14 protein-coding genes and 1 tRNA gene are annotated in these 16,378 nt (G+C 73.2%); 7 read left to right on the forward strand and 8 right to left on the reverse strand.

The features are described from left to right. The first annotated feature begins 134 nt into the window (after positions 1-134). A complete protein-coding gene (locus ABTX81_RS24625) occupies positions 135-1,613 on the forward strand; it encodes an MFS transporter (RefSeq protein ID WP_350549275.1) in 1,479 nt (492 codons plus the stop codon). A 96-nt stretch (positions 1,614-1,709) separates the two neighbouring features. Here the strand turns inward: ABTX81_RS24625 and ABTX81_RS24630 are convergent, their stop codons facing one another. Then, complete coding sequence (locus ABTX81_RS24630; RefSeq protein WP_350549277.1) at positions 1,710-2,270, reverse strand: GNAT family N-acetyltransferase; 561 nt, start codon at positions 2,268-2,270, stop codon at positions 1,710-1,712. Positions 2,271-2,351: 81 nt separating this feature from the next. On the opposite strand from ABTX81_RS24630, the gene ABTX81_RS24635 reads away from it, so the two are divergent. Continuing rightward, complete coding sequence (locus ABTX81_RS24635; protein ID WP_350549279.1) at positions 2,352-2,984, forward strand: TetR/AcrR family transcriptional regulator; 633 nt, start codon at positions 2,352-2,354, stop codon at positions 2,982-2,984. Positions 2,985-3,155: 171 nt separating this feature from the next. On the opposite strand, the gene ABTX81_RS24640 is transcribed toward ABTX81_RS24635, so the two are convergent. Next, positions 3,156-3,231 (reverse strand) — tRNA-Arg (locus tag ABTX81_RS24640). A gap of 650 nt (positions 3,232-3,881) precedes the next feature. Here ABTX81_RS24640 and ABTX81_RS24645 point away from each other — a divergent pair. From ABTX81_RS24645 to ABTX81_RS24665, 5 genes are all read left to right on the forward strand, one after another. Beyond that, positions 3,882-4,475: a single-stranded DNA-binding protein gene (locus ABTX81_RS24645; RefSeq protein ID WP_350549281.1), complete on the forward strand. Its 594-nt coding sequence runs from the start codon at positions 3,882-3,884 to the stop codon at positions 4,473-4,475. Positions 4,476-4,836: 361 nt separating this feature from the next. Beyond that, positions 4,837-6,324: a Cys-Gln thioester bond-forming surface protein gene (locus ABTX81_RS24650; protein ID WP_350549283.1), complete on the forward strand. Its 1,488-nt coding sequence runs from the start codon at positions 4,837-4,839 to the stop codon at positions 6,322-6,324. 217 nt (positions 6,325-6,541) lie between these two features. After that, positions 6,542-8,206, forward strand: a complete 1,665-nt coding sequence (gene ettA, locus ABTX81_RS24655; protein ID WP_350549285.1) for an energy-dependent translational throttle protein EttA — start codon at positions 6,542-6,544, stop codon at positions 8,204-8,206. Positions 8,207-8,319: 113 nt separating this feature from the next. Next, positions 8,320-8,760, forward strand: coding sequence for an acyl-CoA thioesterase (locus tag ABTX81_RS24660; protein ID WP_350549287.1), 441 nt, complete (start codon positions 8,320-8,322; stop codon positions 8,758-8,760). Positions 8,761-8,824: 64 nt separating this feature from the next. Further along, complete coding sequence (locus ABTX81_RS24665) at positions 8,825-9,517, forward strand: DUF8185 domain-containing protein (RefSeq protein ID WP_350549289.1); 693 nt, start codon at positions 8,825-8,827, stop codon at positions 9,515-9,517. A gap of 42 nt (positions 9,518-9,559) precedes the next feature. Here the strand turns inward: ABTX81_RS24665 and ABTX81_RS24670 are convergent, their stop codons facing one another. The 6 genes from ABTX81_RS24670 to ABTX81_RS24695 all read right to left on the reverse strand — a co-directional run bounded on the left by ABTX81_RS24670 (position 9,560) and on the right by ABTX81_RS24695 (position 16,375). Continuing rightward, positions 9,560-9,964, reverse strand: coding sequence for a globin (locus tag ABTX81_RS24670; protein ID WP_350549291.1), 405 nt, complete (start codon positions 9,962-9,964; stop codon positions 9,560-9,562). Positions 9,965-10,092: 128 nt separating this feature from the next. After that, on the reverse strand, positions 10,093-11,241 hold the full coding sequence (locus ABTX81_RS24675; RefSeq protein ID WP_350549293.1) for an ABC transporter permease: 1,149 nt from the start codon (positions 11,239-11,241) through the stop codon (positions 10,093-10,095). Further along, positions 11,238-12,155 (reverse strand): ABC transporter ATP-binding protein, encoded by a 918-nt coding sequence (locus ABTX81_RS24680; protein WP_350549295.1) that lies wholly within the window; start codon positions 12,153-12,155, stop codon positions 11,238-11,240. The genes ABTX81_RS24675 and ABTX81_RS24680 overlap by 4 nt, the downstream gene beginning before the upstream one ends. A 110-nt stretch (positions 12,156-12,265) precedes the next feature. Continuing rightward, positions 12,266-13,312 carry an FHA domain-containing protein gene (locus ABTX81_RS24685; RefSeq protein WP_350549297.1) on the reverse strand — a complete coding sequence of 349 codons (1,047 nt, stop codon included), beginning with the start codon at positions 13,310-13,312 and terminating at the stop codon, positions 12,266-12,268. 214 nt (positions 13,313-13,526) lie between these two features. Continuing rightward, entirely contained in the window at positions 13,527-14,882 is a 1,356-nt protein-coding gene (locus ABTX81_RS24690) for a vWA domain-containing protein (RefSeq protein ID WP_350549299.1), read from the reverse strand. 146 nt (positions 14,883-15,028) lie between these two features. Next, on the reverse strand, positions 15,029-16,375 hold the full coding sequence (locus ABTX81_RS24695; RefSeq protein WP_350549301.1) for a PP2C family protein-serine/threonine phosphatase: 1,347 nt from the start codon (positions 16,373-16,375) through the stop codon (positions 15,029-15,031). Positions 16,376-16,378 lie beyond the last annotated feature (3 nt).

Consider the following 16,378-nt stretch of genomic DNA (forward strand, 5'->3'; position numbering starts at 1 on the left):
ACCGAGTCAAAAAATACTGCCATCGTGGTGCCGCGCCGCCGGGCCGACCGGTTCGGCGCAGGGCCGCTCGGGCCCGAACTCCGCGATCCATGGGGGGACTTCCGATGTCCGTCGCCGTGCCGGCGGCAGCTCCGATGACGGAGTCCCAGCGCAAGCTGGGCATGCTGCTCTGCCTGATCACGATCATCCTGTCCGTGCTCGACATGAACATCGTGTCGGCGGCCACCGTGCCGATCGCCCGCGACCTCGACCCGGTCCACGGCGTCGACCGGCTGCCCTGGCTGATCAGCGCGTTCGCGCTGGCCGCCACCGCGCTGCTGCCGCTCTACGGCAAGCTCTGCGACCTGTACGGCGCCAAGCGGGTGCTGATCGGCGCGCTCGGCGCCTTCCTGCTCGGCTCGGCGCTCTGCGGGGCGGCGCAGTCGATGGAGCAGCTGATCGCCTTCCGGGCCGTCCAGGGCATCGGCGGCGGCGGGCTGATGAGCGTCACCCTGGTGGTGATGGCCCGGCTGAGGGACCCGGACGAGGGGAAGGGCGGCGGGGGCGGCGGCCTGGGCGGCGTCGTCGGCGGCGGTGGCATGGCGCTCGGTCCGCTGATCGGCGCGCTGCTCGCGGACCACCTGAGCTGGCGGTGGATCTTCTACGTCAACCTGCCGATCGGCCTGCTCGTGCTGGTCGGCGCGGCCCTGGTGCTGCGGCTGCCCGCCGAGGGCGGCCGGCGGGGGCTCGACTTCACCGGCGCGGCCCTGGCCGCCGCCTTCGCCACCGGGCTGCTGCTGGTCACCGAGTGGGGCGGCAAGACGTACGGCTGGACCTCCCCGCAGCTGCTCGGCCCGGCCGCGGCGACCCTGCTGGCGCTCGGCCTCTTCCTGTGGCGGCAGGCCACCGCCGCCGAGCCGGTGCTGCCGCTCTCGCTGTTCCGCATCCCGGAGGTCCGGATCGGCTTCGCGGTGCAGGGCCTGGTCGGCATGGGCCTGACCGGCGCGATCATGTACGTGATGCTCTATCTGCAGGTCGCCCGGGGGATCGCGGCGACCTCGGCCAGCCTCTACCTGATCCCGATGGCGGCCGGGATGACCGTGATCGGCCTGGTGGTCAACCGGCTGACCGCCCGTGGCTGGTCGGTGCGCACCGTCCTGGCCACCGGCTCGGGCTGCGCCGCGGCCGCGCTGCTGCTGCTCGGACTGAGCGGGCCGGAGACCTCGCTGTGGCTGGTCAGGGCCGAGCTGGTGCTGCTGGGCGTCGGGCTCGGGCAGCTGATCGGCCACCTCATCACGGTCGTCCAGGACGCGGCCCCGGCGCACCAGCTGGGGGTGGCCACCACCGGGGTCCGGTTCTTCCAGACGCTGGGCGGGGCGCTGGGGGCGGCGCTGTTCGGCACCGTGCTGGCCCGGGTCTTCGAGCGGCACGAGCCGGGGATGCCGCTGGGTGCGGTCGGAGGGCTGACCGGCGCGGCCCGGGAGCACGCGGTGGCCGGGTTCGTGGACGCGGCGGACGCGGTCTTCCTCTCGGCGGCCGGGGTGATGGTGCTGGCGCTGCTGCTCGCGCTGCGGCTGCGGGGGCGGGCGGCGACGGGGGAGCCGGTGCGCGAGGAGCAGGCGCTGGCCGCCTGAGGCCGGGGCCCGGGAAGGGGGGAACGACGGGGGAGCACGGGGGACGGGGGAGCGGCGGGGCCGGTGGAGTCGTCCACCGGCCCCGCCGGCGCGGCGTCAGGAGGCGGGGGCGCCCTGCGGCTTCCACTCGTGGGTCAGCAGCGACCAGACCTCGCCGTCGTGGTGGACGCCGCCGTGCAGGTAGCTCTCCCGCATGACGCCCTCCAGCGTGAAGCCCAGGCGCTGGGCGATCGCGCGGCTGCGGACGTTCTCCGGCCGGTTGTGCCACTCGATCCGGTGCATGCCCCGGACGGTGAAGGCGTAGTCGATCAGGTGCCGGACGGCGGTGGTGACCAGGCCGTGGCCCTGGCCGGCGGGCTCGGTCCAGACCCCGATCTCGCAGTTGCCGCTCCTGGCGTCGAACTGCACGAACATCACGCCGCCGACCAGGGTGCCGTCCAGCCAGATGCCGTAGAGGCGGGCGGTGTCGGCGGCCTGCCGGTCCGCGTAGCGCTGCAGGACGGTGCGGGCCGAGTCGAGGTCGGTGGCGAGGGCGGCCCAGCCGATCCAGGCGTCGATGTGGGCGCGGCCGCGCTCGATGTGCTCCAGGTACTCGGGTGCCTGCCAGGGCTCCAGCGGGCGGAGCTCGGCGTTCTCGGCGAGGGGGACGGCGAACATGGGCGGGCCTTTCGCGGCGAGGTGGCGGTGCGGGCGGTCTGCGTCCGTCCGTAACAAACGTTTGGTACGTAAGATAACCCCATGACACCGGCCCGTGGAGATCATGAAGCCCGCCGAACCGAGGTTTCCGAGGCGGTCTGGCGGGTGTTGTCCACCCGCGGTTTCGAGGGGCTCACGCTGCGTGCGGTGGCCGCCGAGATGGGGGCCACCACCGGGCTGCTGACGCACTACTTCCCCAGCAAGAAGGCGCTGGTCGCACACGCCCTGGACGTGCTGGACCGGCGCTCACAGGCCCGGCCGCGGCGGCTCGCGCCGGCCGAGGGGGAGCCGCCGCCCGAGGGGCTGGCGCGACTGCGGGCGGCGTTGCTGGACGTGCTGCCGCTGGACGGGCCGGGCCGGGCGGGCAACCGGATCTGGGTGGGGTCCTGGGACGTCGCGCTGGCCGATCCGGAGCTGGCGGACGCGCACGCGGCGCGGTACGCGCGGGCTCGCGCGGTGCTGGCGGAGTGCGTCGAGGCCGCGCGGCGGCTCGGTGAGCTGCCGGCCGGTCCGCCGGCCGTCGAGGTCGCGGCGGCGGCGCAGGCCTTCGTGCTGGGGCTGGTGGTGCAGGCGCTGTTCGCCCCGGCGGAGTTCCCGGCGCGGCGGCAGACGGAGCTGCTGGACGACTACCTGGCGCGACTGGTCGCGGGCGGGGACACCGATTCGTCGGCGTAGGGCGGCCGGCGCGGTCGGTGCCGGGTGTTTCCGGCACCGGAATTCCCCCGCGCGATCTTTTCGGGGAGTGCATGACACGGATGGTCACGGGTTATGCGCGCTCGGTACCGGACGCGCAGCCGGTGGTGAAATGCGTACCGTGCGCGGCGCCGGCGACGGCGCGGTGTTGCGTGGTGCCCCCAGCAGGATTCGAACCTGCGACCTACCGCTTAGAAGGCGGGTGCTCTATCCGCTGAGCTATGGGGGCGGGACGGGCGGCGCCCTGATGGGCGTGACCGTTGCCGGGATCGGGCGGTGGGCGCGCGGCGCCCGCTGTCCGCTCCCGTACCTGCCTGAGGGGTTGGGTGTGGGGGTTGGCGGGTCCCTGCCCTGTCGGGGACAGGATAAGGGTGTCCCGTTCCTCGGCCGGGTGTTACGACACCGCCGTTGGTGTGTCGGCCTCGGTGGAGCGGTCCGATAATCGCAGGTGAAGGCCGTGAGTGCAGCGGTCTGGAGGTGTTCCGCGCCGGACGTTGTGCACTCGTTACGGGGCTGTCTGCCCACCCGTTATGGATTCGGCACGGAGAAAGCGCCGCGCCCCGGTCCGGCATCGACGCGGGTGGGGGGCCGTATTCGGGTTCGTTCGGTCGGATGACGTGCACCGACGGTCCGCGGGGCCACCCCTGGGGGTGTCCCGGGGCGGCGGGGTGGCCAGGGGATTCTTGTCATGGCCCCGTAGAGCATGGGTGTGATGGTCGCACAAAGGCCGAAATTCACCCATGCGGGGGACAAACTGTTTCCACAGGCCCGAGTTGTCCACAGGATTTCGGATGTCCCTGGTGCGTATTTCCCGGGAAGCGCACTCTCGGCGCGCACCGGTCGATTCCGTACGGTGCAACCGAGAGAGCGGAGCGTGCTGTGAACGAGACCCAGGTGACGGTGATCGGGAATGTCGCCACCGAGGTGACGTACGCCCAGACGTCCGGCGGGGTGCCGGTGGCGAACTTCCGGCTGGCGTCGACCGAGCGGCGTTTCGACCGGGCGCGGGACGGCTGGGTCGACGGCGAGACGCAGTGGCTGACGGTGACGGCCTGGCGGGCGCTGGCGGGGCACCTGCTCGACTCGTTGTCGAAGGGGGACCCGGTGGTGGTGAGCGGGAGGCTGCGGGTGCGGGAGTGGACGGAGGGGGAAGTGAAGCGGAGCCGGGTCGAGATCGACGCCCGATCGGTCGGACACGATCTGAGCCGTGGCACGACGAGGTTCAGCTGGGCACCGGGTGCGCGGGGCGGATCTCCGGGCGGTTCCGTGAGCGGTTCCCCGGGGGGACCCCCGGGCGGGGCGCCGGGGTGGGCGGCCGGCGGCACGTCCGGGCCGGAGGAGGCGTCCGGGGCGCCCGGGGCGGCCTTCGGTGAGGCGGTGCCCGGATGGATCGTGGACGCCCTGCGCGGTCGGCGGCCGGCCGGGGCGGGCGCCGGCGTGGTGGCGGACGGGGAAAGCGGGGGTGACGCCTAGCGGCCGACGGGATGTCCGGCGGAAGGTAAGACTGTCGACAAATATGCGAATCGAGAAGGGTGTTGCGACCCGCACGCGCAATCCCGTGCCGGTTAGCGGAATGATCCCGGAATTCTGGCTGTCCGTCAGCTTGTGGAGACACTGAGGGGGTTGATAACGATACGGATACGGTATCGTCCTGATTTCGCATGGGGGTTTCCGGGCCTCTGACGCTTCATAGGATGCGTCTGGTTCAGATCGTGAAGCAGCGCCACAGGGGGCGCGGCAAGCAAGGCGGGCTGCCCATCGGCATGGCCCGGCCCGGAGGGATCCCAAGATGTTGCAGAGGCAGGGGCGGACGCTTCCCCGCATCACTACTGTCATGCTCGCGACCAGCGTTGCGCTGGGCGGGGGCCTGTTCGCGGCCGGTGCGGCGGCCGCGGCCGACACCCCCGGCGGGGCCGTCACGGCAGTGATCCAGCCGTCCCTGATGAGCGAGGAGATCGCCATCGAGGGCGGCCGGTCCATCCAGGGCGGCCTCTTCACCCTCCGCACGCCCGACGGCGAGATCAAGACGTACTGCATCGACATCGACCACCCCGTCGACATCACCAGCGGCGTCGAGTACCAGGAGTCCGACTGGAAGTCGAGCTCGCTCGGCCGCCCGGAGAAGGCCGAGGACGCCTCCAAGATCCGCTGGATCCTGGAGAACTCCTTCCCGCAGGTCACCGACCTCAAGAAGCTGGCCGCCGACGCCGGCGTCAAGGGCGAGCTGACCAAGGAGGACGCCGCGGCCGGCACCCAGGCCGCGATCTGGAAGTTCTCCGACGGCAAGAACGCCACCCCGGTCGACGCCGAGGCCAAGCAGCTGCGCGACTACCTCGTCAGCGAGAAGAACAAGGGCATCGCCGCCGAGCCGAAGCCCTCGCTGAGCCTCGCCCCGGACTCGGTGTCCGGCAAGCCGGGCGGCAAGCTCGGCCCGTTCACCGTCAACTCCAGCGCCAACGAGGTGAAGCTCGCCATCACCGGCGACTCCGCCGACAAGGTCAAGCTGGTCGACAAGGACGGCAAGGACGTCACCGCGCTGACCGGCCCGGTCGCCAAGGACACCCAGCTGTTCCTGGACGTGCCCGCGGGCACCCCGGACGGCAGCGCCACCGTCGACGCCTCCGCCGAGACCGTCGTGCCCAGCGGCCGCGTCTTCCTCAGCAAGGGCTACACCCCGGCCAAGCACAGCCAGACCATGATCCTGGCCGGCTCGACCAAGCTCGGCGTCAAGGACTCCGTCAAGGCGACCTGGAAGGCCGGCAAGGGCCCGCTGGTCGACAGCTCCGCGGTCGTCGAGTGCGTCTCCAACGGCGTCAAGGTCTACGTCGCCAACGGCGGCGACGAGGCCGCCACCGTCTCGGTGAAGCCGGGCAAGGACCTCACCGTCCAGCCGAACAAGATCGAGAGCGTGGTCGTCCCGGTCAGCGAGGACACCGCCTACGACATCACGGTGACCGGCCCGAACGGCTTCAGCAAGAACTTCAAGGGCATCCTGGACTGCAAGACCGCCAGCGTGGTCACGCCGAGCCCCTCGGCCACCCCGACCACCGCCAAGCCCACCACCCCGGCGCCGACCACCCCGGCCCCGACCACCACCACGACGAAGCCGGCCACCCCGAGCGCCACCCCGTCGGCCACCGCCACCACCGCCACCCCGCACCCGGCGCCGCCGAGCACGGCCCCCGGCACCACCGGCGGCCTGGCCCAGACCGGTGGCAGTGACGCCACCCCGGTCATCGCCGCCGTCGCCGGCGGTCTGGTCGTGGCCGGCGGAGCCGCGGTCTTCCTGCTCCGCCGCCGCCGCGGTGGCGACGCCGCCTGAGGCACCGCCCGGACCACGACCCGGTAGGGCGTGATCCGCAGGGCACCCGGCCCGGCCCCCCGCACCACGCGTGCGGGGGGCCGGGCCGCGCCGCGTCCGCGACACCCCCGCGGGGCCCCCGGGAACGGGTACCCGGCGGTTCGGGGCTCCGGGCCGGGTGCGGCACAATGGAAGGCTGCAAGCCGAATTACTCCCGACGACGCCGGAGCGATCTCACGTGGCGGAATACATCTACACGATGCGCAAGGTGCGCAAGGCGCACGGAGACAAGGTCATCCTTGACGACGTGACGCTCAGCTTCCTCCCCGGAGCGAAAATCGGCGTCGTGGGCCCCAACGGTGCCGGTAAGTCCACCGTGCTGAAGATGATGGCCGGCCTGGAGCAGCCCTCCAACGGCGACGCCTTCCTCTCGCCCGGCTTCACCGTCGGCATGCTCCTCCAGGAGCCGCCGCTGGACGAGTCCAAGACGGTCCTGGAGAACGTCCAGGACGGCGTCAAGGAGATCAAGGGCAAGCTCGACCGCTTCAACGAGATCGCCGAGCTGATGGCGACCGACTACTCGGACGCGCTGCTCGACGAGATGGGCAAGCTCCAGGAGGAGCTGGACCACGCCGAGGCCTGGGACCTGGACGCCCAGCTGGAGCAGGCCATGGACGCCCTGGGCTGCCCGCCCGGCGACTGGGCGGTCACCAAGCTGTCCGGTGGCGAGAAGCGCCGCGTCGCGCTCTGCAAGCTGCTGCTGGAGGCCCCCGACCTGCTGCTGCTCGACGAGCCCACCAACCACCTGGACGCCGAGTCGGTGAACTGGCTGGAGCAGCACCTGGAGAAGTACAAGGGCACCGTCGTCGCGGTCACCCACGACCGGTACTTCCTGGACAACGTCGCCCAGTGGATCCTGGAGCTCGACCGCGGCCGCGCCTACCCGTACGAGGGCAACTACTCCACCTACCTGGAGACCAAGCAGTCCCGTCTCAAGGTCGAGGGCCAGAAGGACGCCAAGCGCGCCAAGCGGCTCAAGGAAGAGCTGGAGTGGGTCCGCTCCAACGCCAAGGGCCGCCAGGCCAAGTCCAAGGCGCGTCTGGCCCGCTACGAGGAGATGGCCGCCGAGGCCGACAAGATGCGGAAGCTGGACTTCGAGGAGATCCAGATCCCGCCGGGCCCGCGTCTGGGCAGCGTCGTCATCGAGGTCGAGAACCTCAACAAGGCCTTCGGCGAGAAGATCCTGATCGACGACCTCAGCTTCACCCTGCCGCGCAACGGCATCGTCGGCATCATCGGCCCGAACGGCGCCGGCAAGACCACCCTGTTCAAGATGCTCCAGGACCTGGAGACCCCGGACAGCGGCTCGGTCAAGGTCGGCGAGACCGTCAAGATCAGCTACGTCGACCAGACCCGCTCCAACATCGACCCGAAGAAGACCCTCTGGGAGGTCGTCTCCGACGGTCTGGACTGGATCAACGTCGGCCAGGTCGAGATGCCGTCCCGCGCCTACGTCTCCGCGTTCGGCTTCAAGGGCCCGGACCAGCAGAAGCCGGCCGGTGTGCTCTCCGGCGGTGAGCGCAACCGCCTGAACCTGGCCCTCACCCTGAAGCAGGGCGGCAACCTGCTGCTCCTCGACGAGCCCACCAACGACCTCGACGTCGAGACCCTCTCCTCGCTGGAGAACGCGCTGCTGGAGTTCCCCGGCTGCGCCGTGGTCATCTCCCACGACCGCTGGTTCCTGGACCGGGTCGCCACCCACATCCTCGCCTACGAGGGCGACAGCAAGTGGTTCTGGTTCGAGGGCAACTTCGAGTCGTACGAGAAGAACAAGATCGAGCGCCTGGGCGCGGACGCGGCCCGTCCGCACCGGGCCACCTACAAGAAGCTCACCCGCGGCTGACATCCAGTCGTGACGACGGCCCGGCAGGCCGCCCGCCCCGTGGGGGCCGGCCTGCCGGGCCGCGGCCCGACCGGCACCCACCGCCGGCCGGCACCTGACGTCGAGGAGATTCCGTGGCACGCCACATCTACGCCTGCCCGCTGCGCTGGTCCGACATGGACGCCTTCGGGCACGTCAACAACGTGGTCTTCCTGCGCTACCTGGAGGAGGCCCGGATCGACTTCATGTTCACCCAGGCCGCCGAGGCCGGCGCCGGCGAGTTCGCGGGCGGTTCGGTGGTGGCCCGCCACGAGATCGACTACAAGCGCCCGCTGGTGCACCGGCCCGAGCCGGTCACCATCGAGACCTGGGTGACCAGGATCGGCGGCGCCTCGCTGACCGTCTCGTACGAGATCAAGGACACCGCCGCGGACGGCACCGAGACGGTCTACGTCCGGGCGTCCACCGTGGTCGTGCCCTACGACCTCGCCGAGGGGCGTCCGCGCCGGATCAGCGCGGTGGAGCGGGAGTTCCTGTCGCGCTTCCTGGACGAGGAGCCGGCCGTCGCGGTCTGACCGCGTCCGCCCCGCTCCCGCCCTACGTACCCCTAGGCCCGCTGCCCGGATGTGAGTCGAAGCGTTGAACAGCACCGCCGCCCTCGCCCTCGCCGGCACCGGGGAGGCCGCCGACCTGGCCGCCTTCCTGGTCCGCCTGCTGCGCTTCGACAAGGCGGCGGCGGTCCGGCTGCAGGGCGTGCCGCGGCCGGACGGCGCCGGCGTGCTGGCCGTCTTCGGACGGCTCCCGCTGGGCGGTTCGGGCGCGCTGGCGGTGCGCACCGCGCGGCTGGCCCGCCTCGACGGGCCGCTCGACCTGACCGTCTCCGCCGGACAGCTGCTGGACGGCGTGGACCCGGCGGCGGACGCCGTCGCGCTGCCCGCCCCGGTCACCGGCCCGGCCTGGGCCGGACTGCTGCCGCCGCGCACCGGCTGGCAGCCGGTCGGCACCCCGCCCGCCGCCCAGGTGCGCCTCGAAGTGGCGGCCGCCGTGCGGGAGTTCCGCGAGCGCAGCGAGGCCGTCCCGGCGCACCACCGGACCCGCGCGGTGCTCGACGCGCTGGCCGACGAGATCTGGTCCCGCCCGGTGTCCGTGCTGCCCGAGCTGCCGCTGCGCGCCGCCCACGCGGCCCAGGTGATCGGCTTCCTGGCCCCGCAGAGCCCGCTGACCGTGCACCGGGCCGGCGGCTGGCTGCGGCTGTCCGCCCCGGCGGGCTCGGTGGCGGTCCGGACGGCGGCCGCGCCCGGTGCCGGGCTCGGGCTCAGCCCGGTCGGGTAGCCCGGTTCGGCCGGGTGGTGGGGCCGGGCCGCAACGCCCCGGTCAGCCCTCGGTGTTGATCATCGAGGCGGCGGCGTAGGTGAGGTAGTCCCAGAGCTGCCGCTCGGCGTCCGCCGGCAGGCCCAGCTCGTCCAGCGCCACCCGCATGTGCTTCAGCCAGGCGTCGTGCGCGGCCCGGTCCACCTTGAACGGCACGTGCCGCATCCGCAGCCGCGGGTGGCCGCGCTGCTCGCTGTAGGTGCGCGGGCCGCCCCAGTACTGCATCAGGAAGAGCGCGAACCGCTCCTCGGCCGGCCCGAGGTCCTCCTCCGGGTACATCGGCCGGAGCAACTCGTCCTCGGCGACGCCCTGGTAGAACCGGTGGACCAGCCGCCGGAAGGTCGGTTCGCCGCCGACCTGCTCGAAGAAGGTCTCCTCGCTGAGCGTGCCACGCCGGATCTCGTTCACCCGACCATGGTCGCAGACGGCGGCGGGGCCGTACACCGGGACCTGGGAACCAGGTCCTCGGGCGTACGACCCCGCGCTCGGTCGCTGAATGTGCTCGGTCACCGCGCGTGCTCAGCCGCGGCGCGTGCTCAGTCCTCCCAGCGGAACAGCTTCCAGGAGACGCCGGTCAGCACGGCGGCGAAGAGCAGCAGACCGCCCATGGTCGGCAGCGCGTCCATCACGCCGCCGTCCCGGGAGAGCACCGACTGCGCCGAGGTGACCAGGTGCTTCAGCGGCAGGGCCTCGGAGATCGCCGTGAGCCAGCCCGGCATGTCGTCGGTCGGGAAGAACGACCCGGACAGGAACGACATCGGCAGCACGATGATCTGCGAGAGGCCGTTGGCCGCCTCCTCGGTCTTGGCGATCGAGCCGGCCAGCAGGCCGATCGACATGAAGGCGATGGTGGCGCAGACCACCAGCGGGATCACCAGCCACCAGTTGCCGGTGAGCTTCAGCCCGAAGAACGGCGTGGTGGCCACGACCAGGAAGATCGCGGTCTGGGCGAGCGCGGTCAGCACCGAGACGGCGACCCGGGAGGAGATGATCGACCCGGCGCTCACCGGGGCGAGCCGCAGCCGCCGCAGCACCTTCTTCTGCCGCCAGCCGACCAGGGTCAGCGAGGCGCTGAACACCGCGCCGGTGGCCACCGCCCAGCCCAGCAGGCCGGGGGTGAGGAACTGGATCGGCTTGAGCGCCTCGTCCTCGACCTGGCTGCTCTCCAGCACGAAGGCCGGCGGCTTGCCGGTGGCGGCCTGGTTGGCCTGCTGGACCACGGAGTTGACGATGCCCTGGACGGAGCCGGCGCGGACCTGGTCGGCGGCGCTGTAGCGCACCACGATCTTCCCGTCCGGGCCCTCCTTGATCATCGCGTCCAGGTCGCCCTTGCGGACCTTCTCCAGCGCGGCGGCCTCGTCGTCGCTCCTGGTGATGGTCAGCACCTGCTCCAGGCCGGCCCGGGCCTCGCCCTGGACCGAGTCCAGCACCCGTACGGCGCCGACCTGCTCCACCTTGGCGTGCGGGCTGGAGGCGCCCTTGAGCAGGGTGCCGAAGAGCAGCAGGAACATCAGGGGGAAGAGCAGGACGAAGAACAGCGCGGTGCGGTCGCGGACGAAGGCGACCAGCATCACCCGGGAGAGGCTGGCGAAGGCGGAGACCCGCTCGCGCTCGACGGGCGCCGGGGGCGTGCCGCCCGGCGCGGGGGCGGCCGCGGGGGCGGCCGTGCTGGGCTCGGCGCTCATGCGCGGTACTCCCGTCCGGTGAGCTGGAGGAAGACGTCCTCCAGGGTGGCGCCGCGGACCTCCAGGCCGCGCAGCGCGCCCTGCTCGGCGAGCACGGAGAGCACCGGCGCCGGCAGGCGGGTGGACAGCGACAGCGAGACGCCGTCGTCCTCCAGCGAGGCGATCTCCGCCCCGGCGGCGGTGAACAGCTCGCGCGCGGTGTCCAGGGCCAGCAGGCCGGACTCCACGCTGATCCGGACGGTGTCGTCGATCTCGCGGACCAGCGCGGCGGGTGCCCCGGTCCGCAGGATCCGGCCGCGGTCCATCACCGAGACGCGGTCGCAGAGCACCTCGGCCTCGTCCAGGTAGTGGGTGGTCAGCACGACGGTGCGGCCCTCGGCGTTGATGTCGCGCAGCAGGTCCCAGAGGTTGCGGCGGGCCTGCGGGTCGAGGCCGGTGGTCGGCTCGTCCAGGAAGACCAGCTCCGGGCCGTGCACCAGGGCGCAGGCGATGGAGAGGCGCTGGGCCTGGCCGCCGGACATCTTGTCGGTCATCACCCCGGCCGACTCGGTCAGGCCGACCCGCTCCAGCATCGCGTCGGCGCGCCTGGGGCCGACGCCGTAGAAGGAGCCGAAGGTGCGGATGGTCTCCCGCGCGGTGAGCTTGTTGAAGAAGGCGGAGGCCTGGAACTGCACGCCGATGCGCGGCAGCAGCTCGGGATTGCGCGGCCAGGGCGCCAGGCCCAGCAGCTCGATCCGGCCCTCGTCGGGCTTGCGGATCCCCTCCAGGATCTCCAGTGTGGTCGTCTTCCCGGCACCGTTCGGCCCGAGGATTCCATAGAATTCGCCGGTCTCGACGGTGAGTGACACCCCGTCGACGGCCTGCACGTCCCCGTACCGCTGACGGATTCCGTCGGCGGATATTGCAGCAGTCATAAGGACTGAGGTTAGGGGTGGCAGGCCGTCTCGGGGAGTTGTCAGAGCATCATTTGATGATCATTTTTACAACGGTGTCGAACGGCGGGCGGCCCGGCGGGGCCGGAGGGTCAGGCGCGGTGCACGGTGATCGTGGTCCAGGCGCCGATGTGGATCCGGTCGCCGTCGTTCAGCGGGATCGCGGTGTGCGCGGCGATCGGCTCCGCGCCCCCGTTCACCGTGGTGCCGTTGGTGGAGTCCTGGTCGACCAGCACCCAGCCGCCGTCCGGCTGCTCCGCCAGCAGGGCGTGCTGGTGCGAGGCGCCCGGGTCCTCCGGGGCGACCGAGAGGTCGATCTCCGGCACCGTGCCGCGGTGCTGGCTGCGCCGGCCGATCCGCAGTTGGCCGCGCCCGGTCAGCGGGATCCGCCGCTCGGGGCAGTACGGCGGGAAGAACAGGCCGGCCGCCTCCGGCCCGCTGCGGGCCATCATCGCGGTGAAGTACTCGCGGTCGGCCGCGATCACCGCGAACCAGGTGGTCCGGGCCGGCTCGGCGGGCGCGCCCTGCGGCGGCGCCGGCGGGGCCAGGTGGAACGAGGTGCCGAACTCGTCGCCGCGCCGGGCCGGGCCGGGCTGGGCGTAGACCGGGCCGGAGTCCTCGCGCGGCGGCGGGGCGCCGAACGGACCGGGGGCCGGCTGCTCGACCGGGGCCGGCGCTGCGGCCTGCTGGGGGTGGACCTGCTGCGGGTGGATCTGCTGGTGGGCCGACTGCGGGTGGGCCTGCTGCGGGTAGCCGTAGTTGGAGGGCGCGGTGGGCTGCGGCGGCAGCGGGGCGGCCTCGCCCGGGTACGGGCCCGGATGCCGGGCCGGCGGGGCCTCCGGGACGCCGCCGTACGCCGCCGGGATGTTCAGCGGGGCGGGCGCGGGCGGTGGGGCGGGCGCGGCCGGGAACGGCTGCGGGGCGCGCTGCGGCGCGGAGAGGTCGTAGTCGTAGCCGCACTCCTCGCAGAACCGCCCGGTCTGCGGGCTGCGGCAGATCGGGCAGACCGCCAGGCCCTCGGTGAGGTCGGGGAAGCCCTGCGGGGCCGACGGCGGGGGCGGGGGAACGGTCCCCGGGGGCGGCGGCATCGCGCCCGGGGGGAGCGTGGCGCCGTACGGCGCGCCGGGGGTTCCGGGCATGCCGTGCGCCCCCGGGTTCCCGGGAACGCCGGGGTGCGCGCCGGGCGGTGGCGGCAGCGGCTGCGGTGGTGTCATCGGAAAACCGCAGAAGTCGCACCAGTCCTCGGCCTGCGACTCATGGCCCCTCGGGCAGATCGGCATCAGGTCCCCCCTCAATTCCAGCCCGGCCGGGGCTGATCCCGGCCGGTTCGCGGCCCGGTCGGCGCTTCGGCGGTCACTTCTTCACACGGACGGTCTTGGTCGACCGGGTCTCGACGATCATCGAGTCGGCCTCGCTCACGTTCTTACGGAACCGAACGGTACCCTCCTTCGGGTCCACCACGTCCACCACCTTCTGCAGCAGCCGGTAGGTGCCCTCGTTCCCGGTCGCGTGCGCGATCCGCACGGCGACGCCGAGCCTGGCGGTGGCCCGGTGGACATCCCCCGCGCGGTGCGCCTCCATGCCCTCCCGGACGGCCGCGGCGAGTTCCGCCTGGCCGGTGTAGTGGGCGACCTGCGGGCTGATCCGGGTGGAGGAGGCGAGGTCGTCCGTCCAGACCGCCTTGACCAGGCCCTGCGACAGCACCTCGGGCGTCCCCCCGGCGACCGACGGCGGCAGGACCAGGCTCACCCGGGCGGCCAGCATCTCGTTGCCGACCGCCGCGGACGGCACCTCCACGCAGACGTGGTAGTCGCGGCTCTCGTCCCCCCACGAGCCGGTCGGGTAGTCGCCGGCCCGCGGCCCGGCCTCGGAGCGGCGGCCGGTGAGGTCCTCCAGCGCGGGGGCGACCTGCTTGACGAACCTGACCACCGCGTTGGCGGGCGTCCAGATCCGCAGCGCGACGTCGGCGACCTGCTTGCCCATCGCGCCGGCCATCATCGAGCGGAAGTCCTCGGCCAGGCCGGACGGCTCGGGGACGATGTCGACGGTGCCGAGCAGCGCGGAGGAGATCCGGCGCAGCTCCTCCACCTTCCAGTCGGTGCCCACGCCCCGGCAGTCGGCGGTGAAGCGGCCGCTGACCGAGGCGATCGCGCGTTCCAGGTCGGCGGCGCTCTCGTGCTCGTTGTGGCCGTCGGTCAGCAGGATGGTGTGCCGGATTGGGATGTCGCGGCGGGTGAGGAAGAGCTGGTCGGCCTTGGTCAGCCAGGTGCCCATGGCGGTGCCGCCGGCCGCGGTGAGCCGGCGCAGCGACTCCTTGGCCCGGGCGCGGGTGTCCGCCGAGGCGACCGCGAGGGTGCCGTCGCCGGGGAAGACCTCGCGGGCCTCGTGGGTGCCGGCGACCACGGCGAAGGCGACGCCGTCGCGGATGGTGTCGACGGCGGCGGCGGTGGCCTCGCGGGCGCCGCGCATCTTGCTGGACGGGTAGTCCATCGAGCCGGAGCAGTCCACCAGGATGACCACGGCGGCGGATTGGCCGTTGCCGCCCGGGGTCGCGTCGGCGACGCCGAGCGGCCGCCCGCCGGAGGTGCCGCCGCCGGTCGCGGTCACGGTGACGATGGCGTTCACCTCGCGGGCGCCGTCCGCGAGGTACTCGTTCTGGAAGATCTCCACGTCGAACCTGGGCAGGTTCGGCTTCGCCAGTGTTGCCATGGGCCGGTGGCTCCCGTCGGGTGGTCGGTTGGTGCGGGGGCTGCTGTGCTCGGAGGTCGGGCGGCCGCCCCGGGTGGGCGGCGCGGGGCGGACCGTGGTGGGGCCCGCGCCCGGGCGGGGCGCGGGCCCTCGGCGGGGCGGTCGGGTCAGCGGGCCGGGGGCACGGTCGGGCGGGGCGGGACGGCGGGCGGCGGCGGGACCGCGGGCAGCGGCGGCAGCGGGGCGGAGGGCGAGCCGATCACCGGGATGTCCGGCAGGGTCGGCTCGTACTCCTCCTCGTCGTCGTCCGCCGCGCCGGTCGCGGCCGGGCCGCCGGCGGTGACCAGCGGCAGGTCGAGCGCGGTGGCCGTGCGGGCGTCCTCCTGGCCGTCCGCCGCCGCCGGCGGGTCGATCGGCAGCACGGCGACGGTGATGTTGTCGTGGCCGCCGGCCGCGACGGCGAACTTCACCAGGGCCTGCGCGGCGGCCAGCGGTTCGGTGCGGGCGTCCGGCCGGACCCGGAGCGCCAGGTCGGTGGCGGCCTCGGCGTAGTTCCACAGCCCGTCGCTGCAGACCAGCAGCACCCCGGGGTAGTGCGGGGTGAAGTCGACGACGTGCGGCACGACCTCCTCGGCGTCCGCGCCGAGCCAGCCGGTGATGGCGTGGGCGCGCGGGTCCGCGTACGCCTCGGCCTCGCTCATCAGCCCGGCCTCGACCATCCGGGCGGCCCAGGAGTCGTCCTGGGTGAGCCGGAACGGCACGGCGGCGGCCCGGTCGTCGGGGATCCAGTAGGCCCGGGTGTCGCCGACCCAGCCGATGGTGATCCGGCCGCCGGCCGCGATGGCGCTGACGTAGGTGCAGGCGGGCGCGTTGACGTCGGGCCGGCTCGGCCGGGTGCCGTCGGTGGCGAGCGCGGCCACCGCGTCGGCCGCGTCGGCGACCGCCCGGCGCATCGCGGCGGCCGGGTCGGTGCCCGCCTCCAGCGAGCTGAGCAGCGACTCGGAGGCGGCGTCGACCGCGGTCTCGGAGGCCTCGTCGGGCCGGTCGGAGGAGGAGACGCCGTCGCAGACCACGGCCACCACCACCGGTTCGCCGCCGGGCAGCGAGGAGGCGGCGACGGTGAAGGAGTCCTCGTTGCGGTGGTGGCGCAACCCGCGGTCACTGACCCCGGCGACGCCGGCCAGCGCCTTCTCCATGTGGTCGCGCGGGCGCGGCTGGGCGCCGCCGCAGGCCTCGCAGTAGCCGTCGGTGGTCACCTGGTGGAGCCCGCAGTGCACGCACCCGGCCGCGCTCGGCGTGCCCTGGCCGCCCGGGCCGCCCTGGGCGGGCACGGCGGGCGTGTTGGGCAGGGTCGGCGGGTGGTCGTCATCGGCGGCCGCCCGGGCGGCGGACCAGCCGGCCGGCATCGCGCCGGGGGCGGGCCGGCCGTCCCGGCTCGCCCCGCAGGAGCCGCAGAAGACGTCCTCCGGGTCCATCGGCTCGGCACAGCTCTGGCACACGGTCTGCTGCGGCATCTG

Origin of the sequence: Kitasatospora sp. NPDC097605, assembly GCF_040302725.1 — a bacterium.
GTDB lineage: Bacteria > Actinomycetota > Actinomycetes > Streptomycetales > Streptomycetaceae > Kitasatospora.

Bases quoted from the DNA above. Each gene is read 5' to 3' on its own strand.
- ABTX81_RS24625 (WP_350549275.1), top strand. From the start codon at position 135: ATGACGGAGTCCCAGCGCAAGCTGGGCATGCTGCTCTGCCTGATCACG.
- ABTX81_RS24630 (WP_350549277.1), bottom strand. From the start codon at position 2,270: ATGTTCGCCGTCCCCCTCGCCGAGAACGCCGAGCTCCGCCCGCTGGAG.
- ABTX81_RS24635 (WP_350549279.1), top strand. From the start codon at position 2,352: ATGACACCGGCCCGTGGAGATCATGAAGCCCGCCGAACCGAGGTTTCC.
- ABTX81_RS24650 (WP_350549283.1), top strand. From the start codon at position 4,837: ATGCTCGCGACCAGCGTTGCGCTGGGCGGGGGCCTGTTCGCGGCCGGT.
- ABTX81_RS24675 (WP_350549293.1), bottom strand. From the start codon at position 11,241: ATGAGCGCCGAGCCCAGCACGGCCGCCCCCGCGGCCGCCCCCGCGCCG.
- ABTX81_RS24680 (WP_350549295.1), bottom strand. From the start codon at position 12,155: ATGACTGCTGCAATATCCGCCGACGGAATCCGTCAGCGGTACGGGGAC.
- ABTX81_RS24685 (WP_350549297.1), bottom strand. From the start codon at position 13,312: ATGCCCGGAACCCCCGGCGCGCCGTACGGCGCCACGCTCCCCCCGGGC.
- ABTX81_RS24690 (WP_350549299.1), bottom strand. From the start codon at position 14,882: ATGGCAACACTGGCGAAGCCGAACCTGCCCAGGTTCGACGTGGAGATC.
- ABTX81_RS24695 (WP_350549301.1), bottom strand. From the start codon at position 16,375: ATGCCGCAGCAGACCGTGTGCCAGAGCTGTGCCGAGCCGATGGACCCG.